Source organism: Embleya scabrispora DSM 41855 (assembly GCF_000372745.1).
Taxonomy (GTDB): Bacteria; Actinomycetota; Actinomycetes; order Streptomycetales; family Streptomycetaceae; genus Embleya; species Embleya scabrispora.
This window is the reverse complement of sequence record NZ_KB889665.1, coordinates 137,711-151,952: the sequence shown is the minus strand read 5'-3', so window position 1 is coordinate 151,952 and position 14,242 is coordinate 137,711. Positions and strand designations below refer to the sequence as shown.

The window sequence follows — 14,242 nt, the reverse complement described above, 5'->3', positions numbered from 1 at the left end:
CCCGACGGTGTCATATCGGGCCGGGTGGGCGCAGCGAATTGCGCCCACCCTCAGGGGCGCTCGGCCCACGCGCCGGCGCTGCCGCGGACTTCCGCGCATCCGGTCGCCCGGCCGGCTCGGCCGGGACCGGGTGCCCCGACGCGGTCAGGTGCATGGTCATCCGGACCATCACGCCCTGCGCGCACTCCGCCACTTCGACCTCGTCGCACAGCGCGCGGGCGATCCACAGGCCGCGGCCGGGGGTCTCGTGTTTGTCGGTCAGCCGCGGAAAGGCCCGCCGTCCGCAGCCGTTGTGCTCCTCGCCACTCGCGTGGATCTCACACACCACCTGCCCGGCCCGGGGCACGCAGCGCAGCAGGGCCGGCTTCGAGCCGACCGTGACCGCACACGCCGCGATCTCGTGCACCGCCAGGACCAGACAGTCGGGTCGGTCGTCGGCCAGACCGACCGCGTCGGCGTGCCGGCGCACCATCGTGCGCACCAGGCACAGGTCCGAGGCGCCGAAGGGCAGCACCTCCACCGGGCCGCCGCCGGGTCGGGCTCGATCGTGGTTCGGGCCGGTCACTGCGTCCCCCCGCTACGCTCCCCGGACGGACGGTCCCCGTCCACGACCAAGCCACCGGCGCCGCTCCAGCCGAGCAGGTCGAGCACCTTGCGGACGGCCGGACCCGCGGCACGCAGCACCAACCGCCGGTCCGGGCCCAGCGCGGCGGCAGTGCGGTACAACGATTCCATCGCACCCAGGTCGGCGAACTCCAGTGCGGACAGGTCGACCACCAGATCGCGTCCCGACTGCGCCGCCGTCGCCCGCCGCAGCGCCTCTTCCAACAGGGCCCGGGTCGCCACGTCGGCCTCGCCGATCAACCGCAGGCCCTTTGTCGTGTCGGTGACCTGGAGGCTGGGCGGACGGGCACGCCCGGTACCCGCGACGAGCGGGTGCAGGCTTTCCTGGGCGTCGACCTGGACGGAGCTGAACTCGCGCGGGTCGTACAGGCAAAAGCCCATCGCCCGGCGGCCGGGCAGGCCCAGACCCGCGAGTCGTTCGAACTCGTGCAGGTCGTCGTAGGCGACGCCGCCCGCCCGACCCCAGGTCATGTCGCCGCATACCCGCAGGCCCCGAAAGCCGTCCGCGAGTGCCTGTTCCACCGCCGCGAAGAACGTCTGCGCCATCCCCTCGGGGGAGAACTCGCCTTCCCACAGCGGCGTCGCGCCGACATCGACGACCACGAGCGAGCCGTCGGCCTCGCGTTCGGCCGGCCACGCGGGTCCTTCGGACAGCGTACTCATCAACCAGGTCCGGTCCCGCCGACCGAGCAGACACAACACCCGGTCGTCGGCGGACAGACCGTCCCGAACGTAGCTGTGCACCGCGAGCCGGACGATCTCCTCGTCGGCCGACACGAAGCAGCAGTGGCTTCCGTACGCCATCGATCCCACCGCGGCCACCGTGGCCCCGGCCTGGGAAGTGTCCATCCGCGTATGCCCCCCGGTCCTGGTGCGCCTCGGGCGGACCCGGGCGCGCGTCCCGCTCCAGACCGTAGACCCACCGAGCGGTGCCGCCGAGCGAGAACAGTCAAGAAAGCTTCTTTCGGGGGTATCGGCCGACCGGCGGAGGCACAATCGTTGCTTCCCGGTCACCACCTCGGCCGGTCCCGAGTCGCGGCATCAACCTCCCTACGATCGCAAACCCGATCGGGTGATGCCGACACACCGGTTGGCCCAATACCACCCGGGTGCCGACCGTTGGGCGACTAGCGTCCTGACGAACCCACCCGTCCAGGGAAGACATTGATCACGCGTGCCCCGGCGCAGCGCGCCATCGGGCCGGACTCGCCGCGCGTCGACACGGCCGACACGACGCCCCGTCGGGCCATCCGGAAGAACTGCAAGGAGCTTGTTGATTCATGCGCGTTGCCATCACCGGAGCCACCGGATTCCTCGGCCTCCATCTGCTCCGCGAGCTACTCGACCGACACCGCACGATCACCGTGCTGTCCCACTCCGGCTCGCGCGGCACGATGGACCGGATTCGGGCCTTTCTGGAAGTCAGCGCCGCTCCGGACGAGTTGGTGCGGCGGCTCCCCGAACGGCTGCGGATCGTCGAGACCGATCTGACGCTGCCTCGACTGGGTCTGCTCCGAGCAAACTTCACTTCGCTGGCCGACTCGGTCGACGTGATCTGGCACTGCGCCGGCGATCGCCGGGTCGACGCCACGTTGGCCGACCTGCGCCCGGTCAACGTCGAAGGCACCCGGCACCTTCTGGAATTGGCGGAGATCGGGCGGCGCCGACCGCGCTTGTTGCACATCAGCACCGCGTATGTGGCCGGATCCCGGCGCGAGGGCACGGTGAAGGAGGAGCTGTCGGATGACGCCGACGGTTTCGAGAACGACTACGAGCGGTCCAGGTACGAGGCCGAGCTGCTCGTCCGGGACTGGGCCGCACGCCTGGGCCGGTCGGCGATGATCTTCCGGCCGACCACGCTGGTCTCCGACCGGCCGGGTTTGCCGAGAAATGCCTTGCGATACATGGTCGAACGAGCGGAGGTGACCGGCGGTTGCGCGGCACTGGGCTGGGCGGCGCGGTTGCCGCAGCGGGTGCGGCCGGTGGTGCGAGTGGTCTCGGCGCCGGAGGGCCGACTCAACTTCATGCCGGTCCACGAGGCCGCACGGGTGATGACCCGGCTCGCCGACGTCGCCGGGGGCGGTGGTGTGGATGTCTTCCATGTACGGCATCCGCACGATGTGCCGGTCGAGGTCGTTCACGAGGTATTGGCCGAATTCCTGCCGGTCCGGCTGCGGTTCGTGACCGAGCCGCCCATCGAGCCGACCGGGGCGGAGCGGCTCGCGGAGGCGCACCTGGCGTCCACGCCGTATCTGACGCACCGTCGAGGCTACGACGACTCGGGCGTGCGGGCGCTGCTCGGCGAGCCGCGCTCGGCCGTCGGGATCGATCGCGACTACCTGGTGGACTGCGTCCGGCCGGGTCGCAGTGGGCTGCGGACCGGCGGCCGGCCGCACGCGCGCCCGGAGCACGGAGACGCGGAGCAGACCGGGTCGGTCGAACTCGGGTGCGTACTGCGCTTTCGGGGCCTCGTGCCGACCGTCGAGGACCTGCGCGAGGGGGTGGCGGCGCGGCTGTGGCGGGTGCCCATGCTGGCGTACCGCATGGAGGGCGGGTATCGCCGACGCGGCCCGGTGGATCCGGCCCGGCATGTACACGTGCAACAGGTCGGCCCGGATCGCCTCGACGTGGCGGTGGACGCCGCGCTGGCGGATCGGCTGCCGCGGGATCGGCCGCTGTGGGAGACCCGGCTCGTCCACGGCCATGCGCACGACGAATGGGCGGTGATCGTCAAGGCGCACCCCTCTCTGCTCGACGGCGCGTCGTTGGTCGAGGTGAGTCGGCGGCTGTTCGGCGTCGAGCCGATCGACATCGCGCCGGCGCACCCGCACGCGGCCGGCGACCCCGGCGCGCGCGCCCGCGTGCGACGTCTGATCCCGCCGTCCACCCGGCCGTTCGCCACACGGGGGCTGACCGGCACGCGGCACCTGGGCCGGCTGAGTCTGGACGCCGAGCGACTGCGTACGGCCGAGGCCACCCCGGACGAGTTGTTCCTCGCCGCGCTCGCGGGCGCGCTGCGGGACTGCGCGGGCGTCCCGTGGCGACGCAGGCCGCGACCGGTCTGGGCCCTCGTACCGGCCCCCTCCGCCGACGGCGACGCGGACCTCACGGAGCCGGGCGGCCATGCCCGGCCCACCCGGGTACGGCTGCCGTGCAATCAGGCGGACCCGGCGCGCCGGCTGGCCCTGGTCAAGGAGGCGCTCAGGGCGGCGCATCCGGCATCCGGGGCGCGGTGGAACCTGCGGGCGGCGACGTCGCCGTGGCAGGTGGACCTGGCGGCGGGCCCGGTCCACCAGTGGTTGCGTGGACCGTACGCGTTCCGCGGGTCGCCGATGATCGGCGCGATCCCCTTCGACGGCATGCCCCAGGGCATGCCGTTCGGGATGTTTCTCGCCATGTTCGAGGACTCCCTGTGCGTGAGCGCCGTGGTCGACACCGGCCTGACCGCGGGGTTGGCCGAGTCCTTGTGCGCGTCGTGGTCGACGGCGCTGGACGAACTCACGCTCTGAGGCTTCGCGCGGGAGCTTCTCCCGAGCCGGGGCCGTAGTCCGCAGCGGGGCGGCGGATCCGGTTGGGGCGGGGTCGGCCCCCCGGCCGTGGGGTGGCAGGGTGGCCGACGTCAACGTTGCGGGACCCGCGTGTGGCCGCGCCGAGTACTCGTCGGACCGTCGGGGGTGGTCCGGCTACCCCGGCTCGGAGGTGGCGACTCCGGCGAAGCGGGCGGCGGCGATCAGCTGGGGGTCGCCGGTGCGGAGTGCGTCTTCGACCAGGGCGGTGGCCAGCGCCGGGTCCCGCCGGGCGACCGAGAGGTAGGGCAACGCGCGCAGCACGGCCCGGCGTTCGTGCGCGTCGCCGCGCCAGTACAGGGTGCGCAGATGGGCGGACAGGTCGACCTCGGGGGTGCGCGCCGCCAGTTCGGCCAGGGCCAGCACGCGCGCGGCGTCGTCGCAGGTCCAGCCGGGCAGCCCGATCAGCGGGGCCCGGCCGCATGCGCGGCCGGCTGCGGCGAACACGGTGAAGTCGGCGAGGGTGGGCCAGTCCTGGCTGCCCGGTTTGGCGGACGCGGTGAACGCGCTTCGCAGAGCTGCGATCGGCGGGTGGGGCATGGGCGGATTCCTCCCGATGGCCGGCGATGCGGATTACGCATCCGTGGCTGTGCGTTCCCCATCCACGGTGATCGCCAATCGACGAATCGCGGGCGGGCGCATCGGCCGGCGACAGCGGGCGTTTCAAGCCGGTTCGCTTTTTCCGGCGAAAGCCATGAATCGCCCACAAACCATCGCCTGCGCGCCCGGTACCGGCCACATCGCGGCAGCACCCTCCGGCCGCGGAGGCGCACGCGGCGCGCACACGGCGCAAACTTGACCTTCAGCGAACCGTTCGCGAACCGTCAGCGGGCTGACGTGGGCGTTCGCGAGATCTACCGTTGGTTCATGGTTCGTGAACCGCTCGTCGAGGTCAGTGTCGTGATCGCCGCGCCCGCCGAGGCGGTCTGGCGTGCCCTCGTGGACCCGGACACGCGCGCCTTGTGGTGGAGCTACCTGGATCTGGACGCGCGGGTGAACGGTCGGCTGTCCGAGCGCTGGAGCGGGGCCAACGGCGAGGCCCGCCTGACCACCGGCCGCGTGGAGGCGCTCGACCCGTGCCGGATGCTGCGGTTCACCTGGGCCGACGACGACTGGGCGGTGTCCACGACGGTGACCATCGAGCTGACCCGGGCACGCCCGGGCACCCAGCTCCGGGTCCGCGAGACCGGCTGGAACCACCTCCCGGACGGCCCGAGTCTCGCCGCCGCGCACCGCGACGGCTGGGGCGCCCATGTCGAAGACCTCCGCCGCTTCACCGAAGCCGCCGGCGGCCCCCGCTGACCACGCCCGACGACCCGGCGGCTCGGCAATCGGACCGGCAATCGAACCGGCAAACAGGCCGGGCGACAGGCCCGCAACCGGGTCACCCGCGGATCACCGAGACGTCGACGACTCGCCCGTCCGGGTCGGTCAGCCGGTGCCGCCCCGGTGGGAGCAGCGAGGTGTCCAGGGTCAAGCCGAGTCGCAGGTACCCGGTGAGCCGATCGGGCCGCGCCGGATAGAGCTCGACCACGACGCCGTCGGCAAGCGTCGCCGCGTAGTGCTCGGGTCCGGCGCCGTGGCGCTCGCGGACGAGATCGAGGCCGAGCGACCCGTAGAAGTCGCGGCACGCGTCGAGTCGGGACGTATAGAGGACGATCAGGCCCAGCGACATGCCGGTCAGTCAAGCACGGCCGCCCCACGACCATGCGGTCCTCCCGAGGTCGACCGGTCCTCGGCGCGAACGACAACCGACGGCCGACGCGTGGTCGCCGACGGTCGACCTCGGCGTGGGCGGTAGTGTTGTGCCGCCGCTCGGAGGACGAACGGCGGAGCGGACCGGCTGCGGTTCGTGCGACCGGTTCGGCCGGTGGCACGGTCGTGCGGCTGCACCACCCATGGGAGTCATCGTGTTGAACGCCCTCGGCGCCTTCGCCGAACTCACCCCTTTCCTCGTGGTCGCGGCCGGCTTCACGTTCGTGATCCGCGGCATTTTGCGAGCGGACCGGCGCGAGCGTGAGCACTACGCCAAGAAGGACGCCGAGGCGCAGACGCACTCGTCCTGACCGGACGACCGTCGCGAAACCCCGACGGTCGCCCGGAGGCGCCGGGCACCCGTCAATTGCCTGGCCCCGAGCCGGCCCGGCACGCTACGGTTCCGGTCGGCCCACCGGTGCGTAGGTCGCGGATACTCCATGGAGCCCGCAAGGGCGGTGAAATGTACGGGGCCTCGAGTCCCGGTCTCCGCAGCCGCCTGGATCTCGGCGGGCCGATCCTCTTCTCACATCGGCCCGGGTCACCGTTCGGTTGACCCGGCGGCCCGGTCGTTGCCCGGCGCCGCAGGCCGCCGCCCGACCTCTCTCCCCTTCGCGGCCCCGACCGCCCGGGTCCGGCGTACCGACCCGCGCGATGTCGCCCGGGCATGCCGCCCATCGCGCGTCACCGGCTCCGAACCCGCCGGTCGGCCGACCCCCTACCGCGGTATCACTCCGGAGTTGGCGCCGCAGTGTGATGTCCACCGCCGCGCCCGCTCCTACCTTGGGAAACACGGTGCCGAAGCCGGCACCCGCGCGCCGCGCATCGCGCACCGACCGCCCGCGTACCGAACAGCACGTACCGCGTACTCGTGGGCACGCCCCAAGGACCTCGCCATGACGCTCACCCCGGCCCGCCACGCCCCCGTCCCCGTCCGCTCGCGGCGCGTCCTGCGCCGATTCGCGCCCGATTCGCCGCGCCACGCCGCCCGACGCTCCGCGTACGCACTGATCGCACTGCCGCTGGGCCTGTTGAGCATCGGCCTGGTGCTCACCGGTGGGTCGTCCCGCGCGGCTCGACTGCGACTCGCGGCGGCCCGGCGGTTCCTGGATCCGCGGTTGGGCGAGGCAACCGATCGGGCCGCCCCCGGTGCGCTCCGGGTGCTTGGCCACAGCGTTCCCGACGCCGCGCTGGGCATCCCGACCCTGGTCCTGGCCGGGTACGCGTACGGCAACACACTCCGCAACCTGACCTACCCGATCCGGTATGGCGACGGCGACTATCACGACGCGTGGGGCGGACCGACCCTGGGCGGGGTCCGGGCCGTGCACGCGATCGGCGGGCTCGCCTTCTTCGCGGTGTGCCTGTGCCTGATCAAGGCGCTCACCGACGTACAGGCGGGCCTGGCCCGCCGGACGTTCGTGTCACCGGCCTGATCCGCGCGTCCGCCGACCGTACGCCCGTTCGCCCCCACCCCGGAGATCGCCATGAGCGCCGTCCTCGCCCCGCCCGACCGACCGGGCTCTCCGGGCATACCATCACCAACCGTGAAGATCGTTCGACCCTCGACCGTCCTGGCCGCGCTGCGCGAGGCGATGTCGCCGGACGCGGTGGCCCCGCTGCCGCACACCCCCCGCACGACGTGGGTGTTGTCACTGACCGCGCTGCTGATCGCCGTGGCCGGGTGGCTCGACCTGTACCAGCACTACGACGTGTCGGCGCCCGGCGCGACCGTCGCCGCCATCGCCCGCGCGCTCCCGGTCCTGCTGTGCCTGTATCGCCCGCTGGCCGCCTGGTGGCTGGCGCTGGCCGCGGCGATCGCGACGGCGGCGCCGACCCACCCGGTGTCCGACTCCGAGCCGTGGCCGTGGGCGGTGACCTCGGTGTTCTGCCTGGTCGTGGTGCTGACCGTGATCGCGCTGCGGGCGCCGCGCCGCGTGCTGGTCACGCTGTGGCTGATCCTGCTCGCGGCCGGCACGGCCCTGGTGGTGCTCAGGGGTCCGGTCCGGCTCGGCGACCTGCTGCCGATAACGATCCTGTCCGCGCTGGCCCCGCTCACCGCCGAGGCGATCGGCAGCCGAGGCGCCGCCCAGCGCCGGCTGGTCGTGGTCGAGGAGATCAGCCAGGCCGAACACGCCCGGCGTACCCTCCTTGAGGAACGCACCAGGATCGCCCGCGAGTTGCACGACGTGGTGGCCCACCACATGTCGGTGATCACCGTGCAGGCGGACAGCGCTCCGTATCGGATCGCCGACCTGCCACCCGCCGCCGCCGACGAGTTCGGTTCGATCGCGGCCGAAGCGCGCCGCTCGCTCACCGAGATGCGCCGCCTGCTGCACGTGCTGCGCCAGGACACGGACGCCGGCGCCGAAGTCAGCCCGCAACCGGGTCTGGCCGAACTGCCGGTGCTGATCGAGACCGCGCACCGGGCCGGCCTCGACGCGCACCTGTCCGTCGCGGAGACCGTGCCCACGCCGGATCGGGTGCCGGTGGGCGTACAACTGTCCGCGTACCGGCTGGTCCAGGAGTCGCTGAGCAATGTGGTCCGGCACGCGCCGGGCACCACGGTTCGGGTCACCGTGACCGGCGACGCCTCGGCGCTGCGGATCACCGTCGTGAACTCCGCGCCCGAAGCGCCCGAAGCGCCCGGATCACCCGGAGCGGCCGGCGCATCCGGAACGCCCGAGGCACCGGGAGCGAGAGGAAGCGCGGGAGCGCCCAACAGACCCGTCGAGACCCACGACCACACCGCAGATTCCGGCCCGGGCGGCACCGGCACCGGCACCGGCCAAGGTCTGATCGGCATGCGCGAGCGGGCCGCCATGCTGGCCGGCGAGTTGCACACCGAGGCGCTGCCCGACGGCGGCTTCCGGGTCGCTGCCATGCTTCCCCTACCGCCGGCCGACGCCACGCCGGCCACGACCACCCCCGGAGCGGCATGACCACCGTAGTGATCGCCGACGACCAGGCCATGATCCGCGCCGGCTTCGCCGCGCTGCTCGCGGCCCAGCCGGACCTGGAGGTGGTCGGCGAGGCGGCCGACGGCCGCGAGGCCGTGCGATTGACCAGGCAGACCCGGCCCGACGTGGTCCTGATGGACGTGCGGATGCCGAACCTGGACGGCCTGGCCGCGACCCGCGAACTGCTCGGCGAACCGGGCGGGTTCGACCGGGTGCCGAAGGTGTTGATGCTGACCACGTTCGACATCGACGACTACGTCTACGAGGCGCTGCGCGCGGGCGCGAGCGGCTTCCTGCTCAAGGACGCGTCGCCGGCCGACCTGATCGCCGCGGTCCGGATCGTCGCGGCCGGCGACGCCCTGCTCGCGCCCTCGATCACCCGGCGCCTGATCGCCGACTTCGCCCGCAACCGGCCGATCACCCGCGCGAGTTCGACCCGACTGGGCATCCTCACCCCGCGCGAGACCGAGGTGCTCGGGCTGATCGCGCAGGGCCGCTCCAATGGCGAGATCGCCGCCCATCTCGTACTCGCCGAGCAAACGGTGAAGACCCACGTGAGCCGCATCCTGGACAAGCTCGACCTGCGCGACCGCGCCCAGGCGGTGGTCTTCGCCTACGAGAGCGGTCTGATCACCCCGGGCACCCCCGGTGCTTCGAACAACCCGAGCACCACGGGCCCGCCGAACTGACCCGTCCCACAGCCGAACCGGCCCACCCCACAGCGGAGTCGAGCCGTCGACGGCATCCGGGCGGCCCGACGCCGACCCGACGCGGTCGCGTCGGGTCGGCGTCCGCCGGTTCATTCGGTGGGCAGCCCCAGCAGTCCCCCGAGCTTCGGGTCGACCGGCCCGGTGGGACCGGCCAGCTCCTCGATCTCGGGCCGAGCCAGGCGGGTGGGGTCGGCGAGGATGTTGATCTCGACGATCTTGTCGCCGACGATGGTGAAGTCCATCACCCCGAACGCACGACCCCCCGGCGCGTTCAGCAGGCCCGGCGCGCCGTTGATCAGCACGGGTCGGGCGTACTGCGCGAAGCGGGCGAAGCTCAGCGCCTGCTCGACCACCGCGCGGGCGCCGCGGACCAGTTGCGACACGCCGATCGGGCCGCCGCCGGTGTCGGCGCGGAGCAGCACGTCGGGGTCGAGCAGGTCCAGCAGGGCTTGGAAGTCGCCGCCCCGGGAGGCGGCGAGGAAGGCGTCCACGATCCGGCGTTGACGGGGCAGGTCCGGCTCGGGCGCGGCGCCCTGCACCTTGCGCCGGGCCCGGCTGGCGAGCTGTCGGGTCGCCGCGGTCGACTTGTCCACGATCGGCGCGATGTCGTCGAACGGCATCGCGAACATGTCGTGCAGGACGAAGGCCAAGCGCTCGGCGGGCGGGAGCGTGTCCAACACGACCAGCATGGCCAGTCCGACCGAGTCGGCGAGTACCGCGAGTTCCTCGGGGTCGGTCCCGTCCGCGCGGGAGACGATCGGGTCCGGCACGTGGGTGTCCCACATGTCCTCGCGTCGGGACTTGCGCGAGCGCAGCATGTCCAGGCACACCCGGCCGACCACGGTGGTCAGCCAGCCGCCGAGGTTGTGCACATCGCTGATGTCGGAGCGATCCAGGCGCAGCCATGCCTCTTGGACCGCGTCCTCGGCCTCGCTGAGCGAGCCGAGCATGCGATACGCCACCGCCCGCAGGTGGCTCCGGTTCTCCTCGAACCGTTCGGCCAGCAATTCGTGCTCCGTCATCGTTCGTTTCTCCCGTTCCCGTTCCCGTTCCCGCGGCGCTGTGACCGACGGTTTCCAGACGATATGACACCCGGAAACCGTCGCCCCGATGCCCCGGGCCACAACCACGCCGATCGGGATCCACCCGCACGGCCGACCGCCGCGTCGGTGGTGAGGCTCTTGTGAGGGACTTCCCGCCGATCCACCCGCAACGGTGTCCCCCCGGCCGAACCCCTGGTTGCATTGGCGGAGCAACCAGGATCGAGGAGGAGAGTGCGTGTCCAGGCCACGGCGGAGTATGCCCGTGCGGCGTGGCGCGGTACCGCCGAGCGTCCTCGCCCTGCTCGCCGCCGCGTGCTGTGCGGCCTGCGGCGACACCGCGGCCGCGGCTCAGGATCGGGAGATCACCGGCTATTCCGACGGCGTCGTGTCCGCCACGACGTCATGGCAGGGTCGCCCGGTCACCTTCGAGTTGGCCGTGGGCGTCACCACCGCGCCGGAACCGCCCCGGGTCACCGATCGCCTGCCGCAGGTGGGCACCGCTCCGCAGGGTGCGAAGTTCGTCCTGATCGGCCTGCACGCCCGACTGCGCTCGACCGCCGCCGGCGGCTCCACCGGCTTCGACCCGGCGGGCTGCACCTTCGCCTACGGCCAAAAGCTCGCCGACGAGGTGGTGCTCCGTCTCCCGGACGGCCGCCGCGTCCCGGTCCTGAACGCCTCGCCGCAGCCGGACCCCTACCTCGCCTCGGTCGAACTCGCGTTCCAGGTCCCGCGGTCCTTCCGCGCCGGGACCCTCGACCTGACCCCGGCCGGCACCCTGCACGCGACCTGCCCGACCGGCCCGAGCGACATCCCATTGACCTTCCCCACCCACCACTTCACCCTCACGACCGACTGAGCCGACCCACCGGACCCTCCTCGGTGCCGCCCGAACCCGGCCTCCGTACACCGGCACCCGACATCGGTCCCGGCACCCGGCACCCGGCACCCGGCACCCGGCACCCGGCACCCGGCACCAAGCTCACCCGATCCACACCAGGTTGATCACGCTCACCATCACCCGGTTCTCCTGCACGATGTAGGTCGCGAAGCCGTGCGCCGCGAACGCCGCCTCCAGGGTGTCCTTGAGGCCGCCGCTCATCCGCGCGCCCGCATTCCACGGGTCCTTGCGCAACCGTCGCTCCAATTCGACCCAGGCCCGACGCGCGGCGGCCGGCAGGGTGCGCCGGATCGCCTCCGCCTCGACGTGATACTCGACGCCATAGTTCACCGGTGTGCCCGGATCAACCGGCCCACCCGCGGCGGAACGATGCCCGACAGATCGCCGTCTCGGATCCGCCGGGCCCGCTCCAACACGGCCTCGTAGTCCCCGTTGCGGTGGTGCACCAGCCGCCGCTGCCACGGGATCAGCACGTTCGCGAGCTGGGCCAGATCCCCCGCGTCGCGCGCGTGGTCCAGCGCCCGGCCGTACTCGTCCTCGAACTGCTCCCGCGCCCCGTCCGGCAGCTCGGCGCGCAACTGCCCCGGCGTGGGCCACAGCGCGCCGCCGGTAAGGATGGTCACGTCCGGAGCGGATGGATCACGAGGTGCGGTCATGCAACCCAGCGTCGCACCACCGACCCCTCCGGCACCTCGGCACGCCGAAAATCGATGTCCCCGACGACCCGATCCGCCTAGGCTTCCCGACGAAGCAACGCACCTCCCGGTGCGCACACGACCGGTTACTTCCATTTCAAGGACGATGGGACACAGTCCCGACCGGGCGTGGTCATGATCTCGGGAGGACCAATGTCGGGGTGCCCGGTGCGCAGGCCGGGATTTCTTCCACTGATAATGGGGCAGTCCCGGGTTCGAGTCCCGGTCGCCGGTTCGCCGGCGGTAGCTCAGCGGTAGAGCACCTTGAACGCCCGGCCGACCTTGATCTCGGGCACCCCGACGCGGCACCTCCCCCCATCTCCACGGGGGTTCCCATGTCTCGATTCAACCTGCGCGGTGCCCGACCCGCCACCGCCTCGCCGATTCGCAGCACCGGCGAGAAAACGGTCAACCACCAGGGCGGCACGGGTTACACGCGCGACGCACGCAGCGAACTGTTCCTGCTCGCCGTCACGAACTTCGTCGGCAACGACACGTTCTACGAGAGCGGCGGCGCGCGCGACGACCGGTTCACCCAGCTCGTCCAGGAACTGGCCGTATACGACGGCGAATGGCTGCTCGGCCTGCTCACCTGGCTGCGCCGCGATGCCAACATGCGCACCGCCGCCATCGTCGGCGCCGCCGAAATGACGCGGGCCCGCCTGGAGTTCGGGCTGCCCGGGTTGTCCCGGCAGGCGGTGGACGCGGTGTTGCGGCGCGCCGACGAGCCCGGTGAGCTGCTCGCCTACTGGACCTCGCGCTACGGCCGCAACGTACCCAAGCCGATCAAGCGCGGGATCGAGGACGCGGTGCGCCGGCTGTACACGCCGCAGGCGCTGCTCAAGTACGACACCGCGACCAAGGGCTACCGCTTCGGCGACGTGCTCAACCTGATCCACCCGCGCCCGGCCCCGGAAAAGCCCTGGCAGGGCGCGCTGTTCGGTTACGCACTGGACCGCAGGCACCACCCCGACACGGCCACGCCGCCCGCGTCGGACCCGATGCTCACGGCGCGCGCCGAGCTGATGGCCGTACCCGTCGCCGACCGCGCGGCGCTGCTGCGCGCACCCGACGCGGGCGAGCGGCTGCGTGCCGCCGGGATCACCTGGGAAGCGCTGGCGGGTTGGCTCCAGGGGCCGATGGACGCCGCGGCGTGGTCCGCGGTGATCCCGTCGATGGGGTACATGGCGCTGCTGCGCAACCTGCGCAACTTCGACGAGGCAGGCGTGGACGACGTGCTCGCCGGGCAGGTCGCGGCTCGCCTGGCCGACCCCGAAGAGGTGCTTCGGGCCCGACAGTTGCCGTTCCGGTTCGTGTCCGCGTACCGCGCCGCGCCGTCGCTGCGCTGGTCCCAGCCACTGGAGCTGGCGCTCGGCCACGCGCTGGCGAACATCCCGAAACTGCCCGGCCATACGCTGATTCTGGTGGACACCAGTTCCAGCATGGACTCGGGCTTCTCTCGGGACGGCACGCTCCGACGCTGGGACGCCGCCGCGCTGTTCGGCATCGCGCTGGGCCGCCGTTGCGGCTATGCCGACGTGGTGTCCTTCTCCAGCGCCCGGCGCACCTGGAACGACCCGTCCGGCGCGCGGACCAAGGCGTTCCCGCTGGGCCGCGGCGAGTCGCTGCTGCGCTCGCTGGAGCGCTGGCGCCACGACGGCTTCTTCCTCGGCGGCGGCACGGACACCGCCCTGGCGCTGCGTCAGGAGTACCGGGCGCACGACCGGGTGCTGATCGTCACCGACGAGCAGAACAATCACGACGCGCAGGCAATCACCGCATCGCTCCCGGAGAGCACGCCGCTGTACACCTGGAACCTGGCGGGCTACCACACCGGACACACCCCGTCCGGCGCACACAATCGGCACACCTTCGGCGGCCTGACCGACGCCGCGTTCACCATGGTTCCGCTGCTGGAGGCGGGCCGGGACGCCGCCTGGCCGTGGGGGTCGACCGCGAGCTGAGGCGGGTCGGGTGCCGGCGCGCCCGAA

The 14,242-nt window shown here is 72.4% G+C and carries 15 protein-coding genes; 8 read left to right on the top strand and 7 right to left on the bottom strand.

Annotated features, from left to right (window positions below):
• Positions 1–10 precede the first annotated feature (10 nt).
• Both A3IC_RS0120065 and A3IC_RS0120060 read right to left on the bottom strand, forming a co-directional pair.
• Positions 11–565, bottom strand: a complete 555-nt coding sequence (locus A3IC_RS0120065; RefSeq protein WP_020551838.1) for an ATP-binding protein — start codon at positions 563–565, stop codon at positions 11–13.
• Positions 562–1,473, bottom strand: a complete 912-nt coding sequence (locus A3IC_RS0120060) for an MEDS domain-containing protein (protein ID WP_020551837.1) — start codon at positions 1,471–1,473, stop codon at positions 562–564. The genes A3IC_RS0120065 and A3IC_RS0120060 overlap by 4 nt, the downstream gene beginning before the upstream one ends.
• Positions 1,474–1,904: 431 nt before the next feature.
• On the opposite strand from A3IC_RS0120060, the gene A3IC_RS62450 reads away from it, so the two are divergent.
• Positions 1,905–4,133 (top strand): SDR family oxidoreductase, encoded by a 2,229-nt coding sequence (locus tag A3IC_RS62450; protein WP_020551836.1) that lies wholly within the window; start codon positions 1,905–1,907, stop codon positions 4,131–4,133.
• Positions 4,134–4,307: 174 nt separating this feature from the next.
• Here the strand turns inward: A3IC_RS62450 and A3IC_RS68775 are convergent, their stop codons facing one another.
• Complete coding sequence (locus tag A3IC_RS68775) at positions 4,308–4,730, bottom strand: EboA domain-containing protein (protein WP_020551835.1); 423 nt, start codon at positions 4,728–4,730, stop codon at positions 4,308–4,310.
• Positions 4,731–5,057: 327 nt separating this feature from the next.
• Here A3IC_RS68775 and A3IC_RS68770 point away from each other — a divergent pair, with 327 nt between their 5' ends.
• Positions 5,058–5,492 carry an SRPBCC family protein gene (locus A3IC_RS68770; RefSeq protein ID WP_158696019.1) on the top strand — a complete coding sequence of 145 codons (435 nt, stop codon included), beginning with the start codon at positions 5,058–5,060 and terminating at the stop codon, positions 5,490–5,492.
• Positions 5,493–5,574: 82 nt separating this feature from the next.
• Here A3IC_RS68770 and A3IC_RS0120040 read toward each other — a convergent pair whose 3' ends face one another.
• The gene (locus tag A3IC_RS0120040) at positions 5,575–5,865 is read right to left on the bottom strand and encodes a VOC family protein (protein WP_020551833.1); all 291 of its coding nucleotides are present in this window, start codon (positions 5,863–5,865) and stop codon (positions 5,575–5,577) included.
• A 235-nt stretch (positions 5,866–6,100) separates the two neighbouring features.
• On the opposite strand from A3IC_RS0120040, the gene A3IC_RS69735 reads away from it, so the two are divergent.
• From A3IC_RS69735 to A3IC_RS0120020, 4 genes are all read left to right on the top strand, one after another.
• Positions 6,101–6,256, top strand: coding sequence for a hypothetical protein (locus A3IC_RS69735; RefSeq protein ID WP_169400934.1), 156 nt, complete (start codon positions 6,101–6,103; stop codon positions 6,254–6,256).
• A gap of 585 nt (positions 6,257–6,841) precedes the next feature.
• Positions 6,842–7,381 (top strand): hypothetical protein, encoded by a 540-nt coding sequence (locus tag A3IC_RS62445; RefSeq protein WP_020551831.1) that lies wholly within the window; start codon positions 6,842–6,844, stop codon positions 7,379–7,381.
• Between the two features lie 111 nt (positions 7,382–7,492).
• Positions 7,493–8,887: a sensor histidine kinase gene (locus A3IC_RS55460; protein WP_020551830.1), complete on the top strand. Its 1,395-nt coding sequence runs from the start codon at positions 7,493–7,495 to the stop codon at positions 8,885–8,887.
• Positions 8,884–9,594 (top strand): response regulator, encoded by a 711-nt coding sequence (locus A3IC_RS0120020; protein ID WP_020551829.1) that lies wholly within the window; start codon positions 8,884–8,886, stop codon positions 9,592–9,594. Before A3IC_RS55460 ends, A3IC_RS0120020 begins: the two co-directional genes overlap by 4 nt.
• A 110-nt stretch (positions 9,595–9,704) precedes the next feature.
• Here the strand turns inward: A3IC_RS0120020 and A3IC_RS55455 are convergent, their stop codons facing one another.
• Positions 9,705–10,637, bottom strand: a complete 933-nt coding sequence (locus tag A3IC_RS55455; RefSeq protein ID WP_020551828.1) for a sigma-70 family RNA polymerase sigma factor — start codon at positions 10,635–10,637, stop codon at positions 9,705–9,707.
• Positions 10,638–10,893: 256 nt separating this feature from the next.
• Here A3IC_RS55455 and A3IC_RS66780 point away from each other — a divergent pair, with 256 nt between their 5' ends.
• Positions 10,894–11,514, top strand: a complete 621-nt coding sequence (locus A3IC_RS66780) for a hypothetical protein (RefSeq protein WP_158696018.1) — start codon at positions 10,894–10,896, stop codon at positions 11,512–11,514.
• A 123-nt stretch (positions 11,515–11,637) separates the two neighbouring features.
• Here A3IC_RS66780 and A3IC_RS0120005 read toward each other — a convergent pair whose 3' ends face one another.
• A complete protein-coding gene (locus tag A3IC_RS0120005; RefSeq protein ID WP_020551826.1) occupies positions 11,638–11,886 on the bottom strand; it encodes a type 2 periplasmic-binding domain-containing protein in 249 nt (82 codons plus the stop codon).
• Positions 11,883–12,179 carry a DUF6247 family protein gene (locus tag A3IC_RS0120000; RefSeq protein ID WP_020551825.1) on the bottom strand — a complete coding sequence of 99 codons (297 nt, stop codon included), beginning with the start codon at positions 12,177–12,179 and terminating at the stop codon, positions 11,883–11,885. Before A3IC_RS0120000 ends, A3IC_RS0120005 begins: the two co-directional genes overlap by 4 nt.
• Positions 12,180–12,586: 407 nt before the next feature.
• Here A3IC_RS0120000 and A3IC_RS0119995 point away from each other — a divergent pair, with 407 nt between their 5' ends.
• A complete protein-coding gene (locus A3IC_RS0119995) occupies positions 12,587–14,215 on the top strand; it encodes a TROVE domain-containing protein (RefSeq protein ID WP_020551824.1) in 1,629 nt (542 codons plus the stop codon).
• The last annotated feature ends 27 nt before the right edge of the window (positions 14,216–14,242 follow it).

What these genes read in the sequence shown, in the direction of transcription:
- A3IC_RS0120060 (WP_020551837.1), bottom strand. Translation starts at nt 1,473, where the DNA reads ATGGACACTTCCCAGGCCGGGGCCACGGTGGCCGCGGTGGGATCGATG.
- A3IC_RS62450 (WP_020551836.1), top strand. Translation starts at nt 1,905, where the DNA reads ATGCGCGTTGCCATCACCGGAGCCACCGGATTCCTCGGCCTCCATCTG.
- A3IC_RS68775 (WP_020551835.1), bottom strand. Translation starts at nt 4,730, where the DNA reads ATGCCCCACCCGCCGATCGCAGCTCTGCGAAGCGCGTTCACCGCGTCC.
- A3IC_RS68770 (WP_158696019.1), top strand. Translation starts at nt 5,058, where the DNA reads ATGGTTCGTGAACCGCTCGTCGAGGTCAGTGTCGTGATCGCCGCGCCC.
- A3IC_RS0120040 (WP_020551833.1), bottom strand. Translation starts at nt 5,865, where the DNA reads ATGTCGCTGGGCCTGATCGTCCTCTATACGTCCCGACTCGACGCGTGC.
- A3IC_RS62445 (WP_020551831.1), top strand. Translation starts at nt 6,842, where the DNA reads ATGACGCTCACCCCGGCCCGCCACGCCCCCGTCCCCGTCCGCTCGCGG.
- A3IC_RS0120020 (WP_020551829.1), top strand. Translation starts at nt 8,884, where the DNA reads ATGACCACCGTAGTGATCGCCGACGACCAGGCCATGATCCGCGCCGGC.
- A3IC_RS55455 (WP_020551828.1), bottom strand. Translation starts at nt 10,637, where the DNA reads ATGACGGAGCACGAATTGCTGGCCGAACGGTTCGAGGAGAACCGGAGC.
- A3IC_RS0119995 (WP_020551824.1), top strand. Translation starts at nt 12,587, where the DNA reads ATGTCTCGATTCAACCTGCGCGGTGCCCGACCCGCCACCGCCTCGCCG.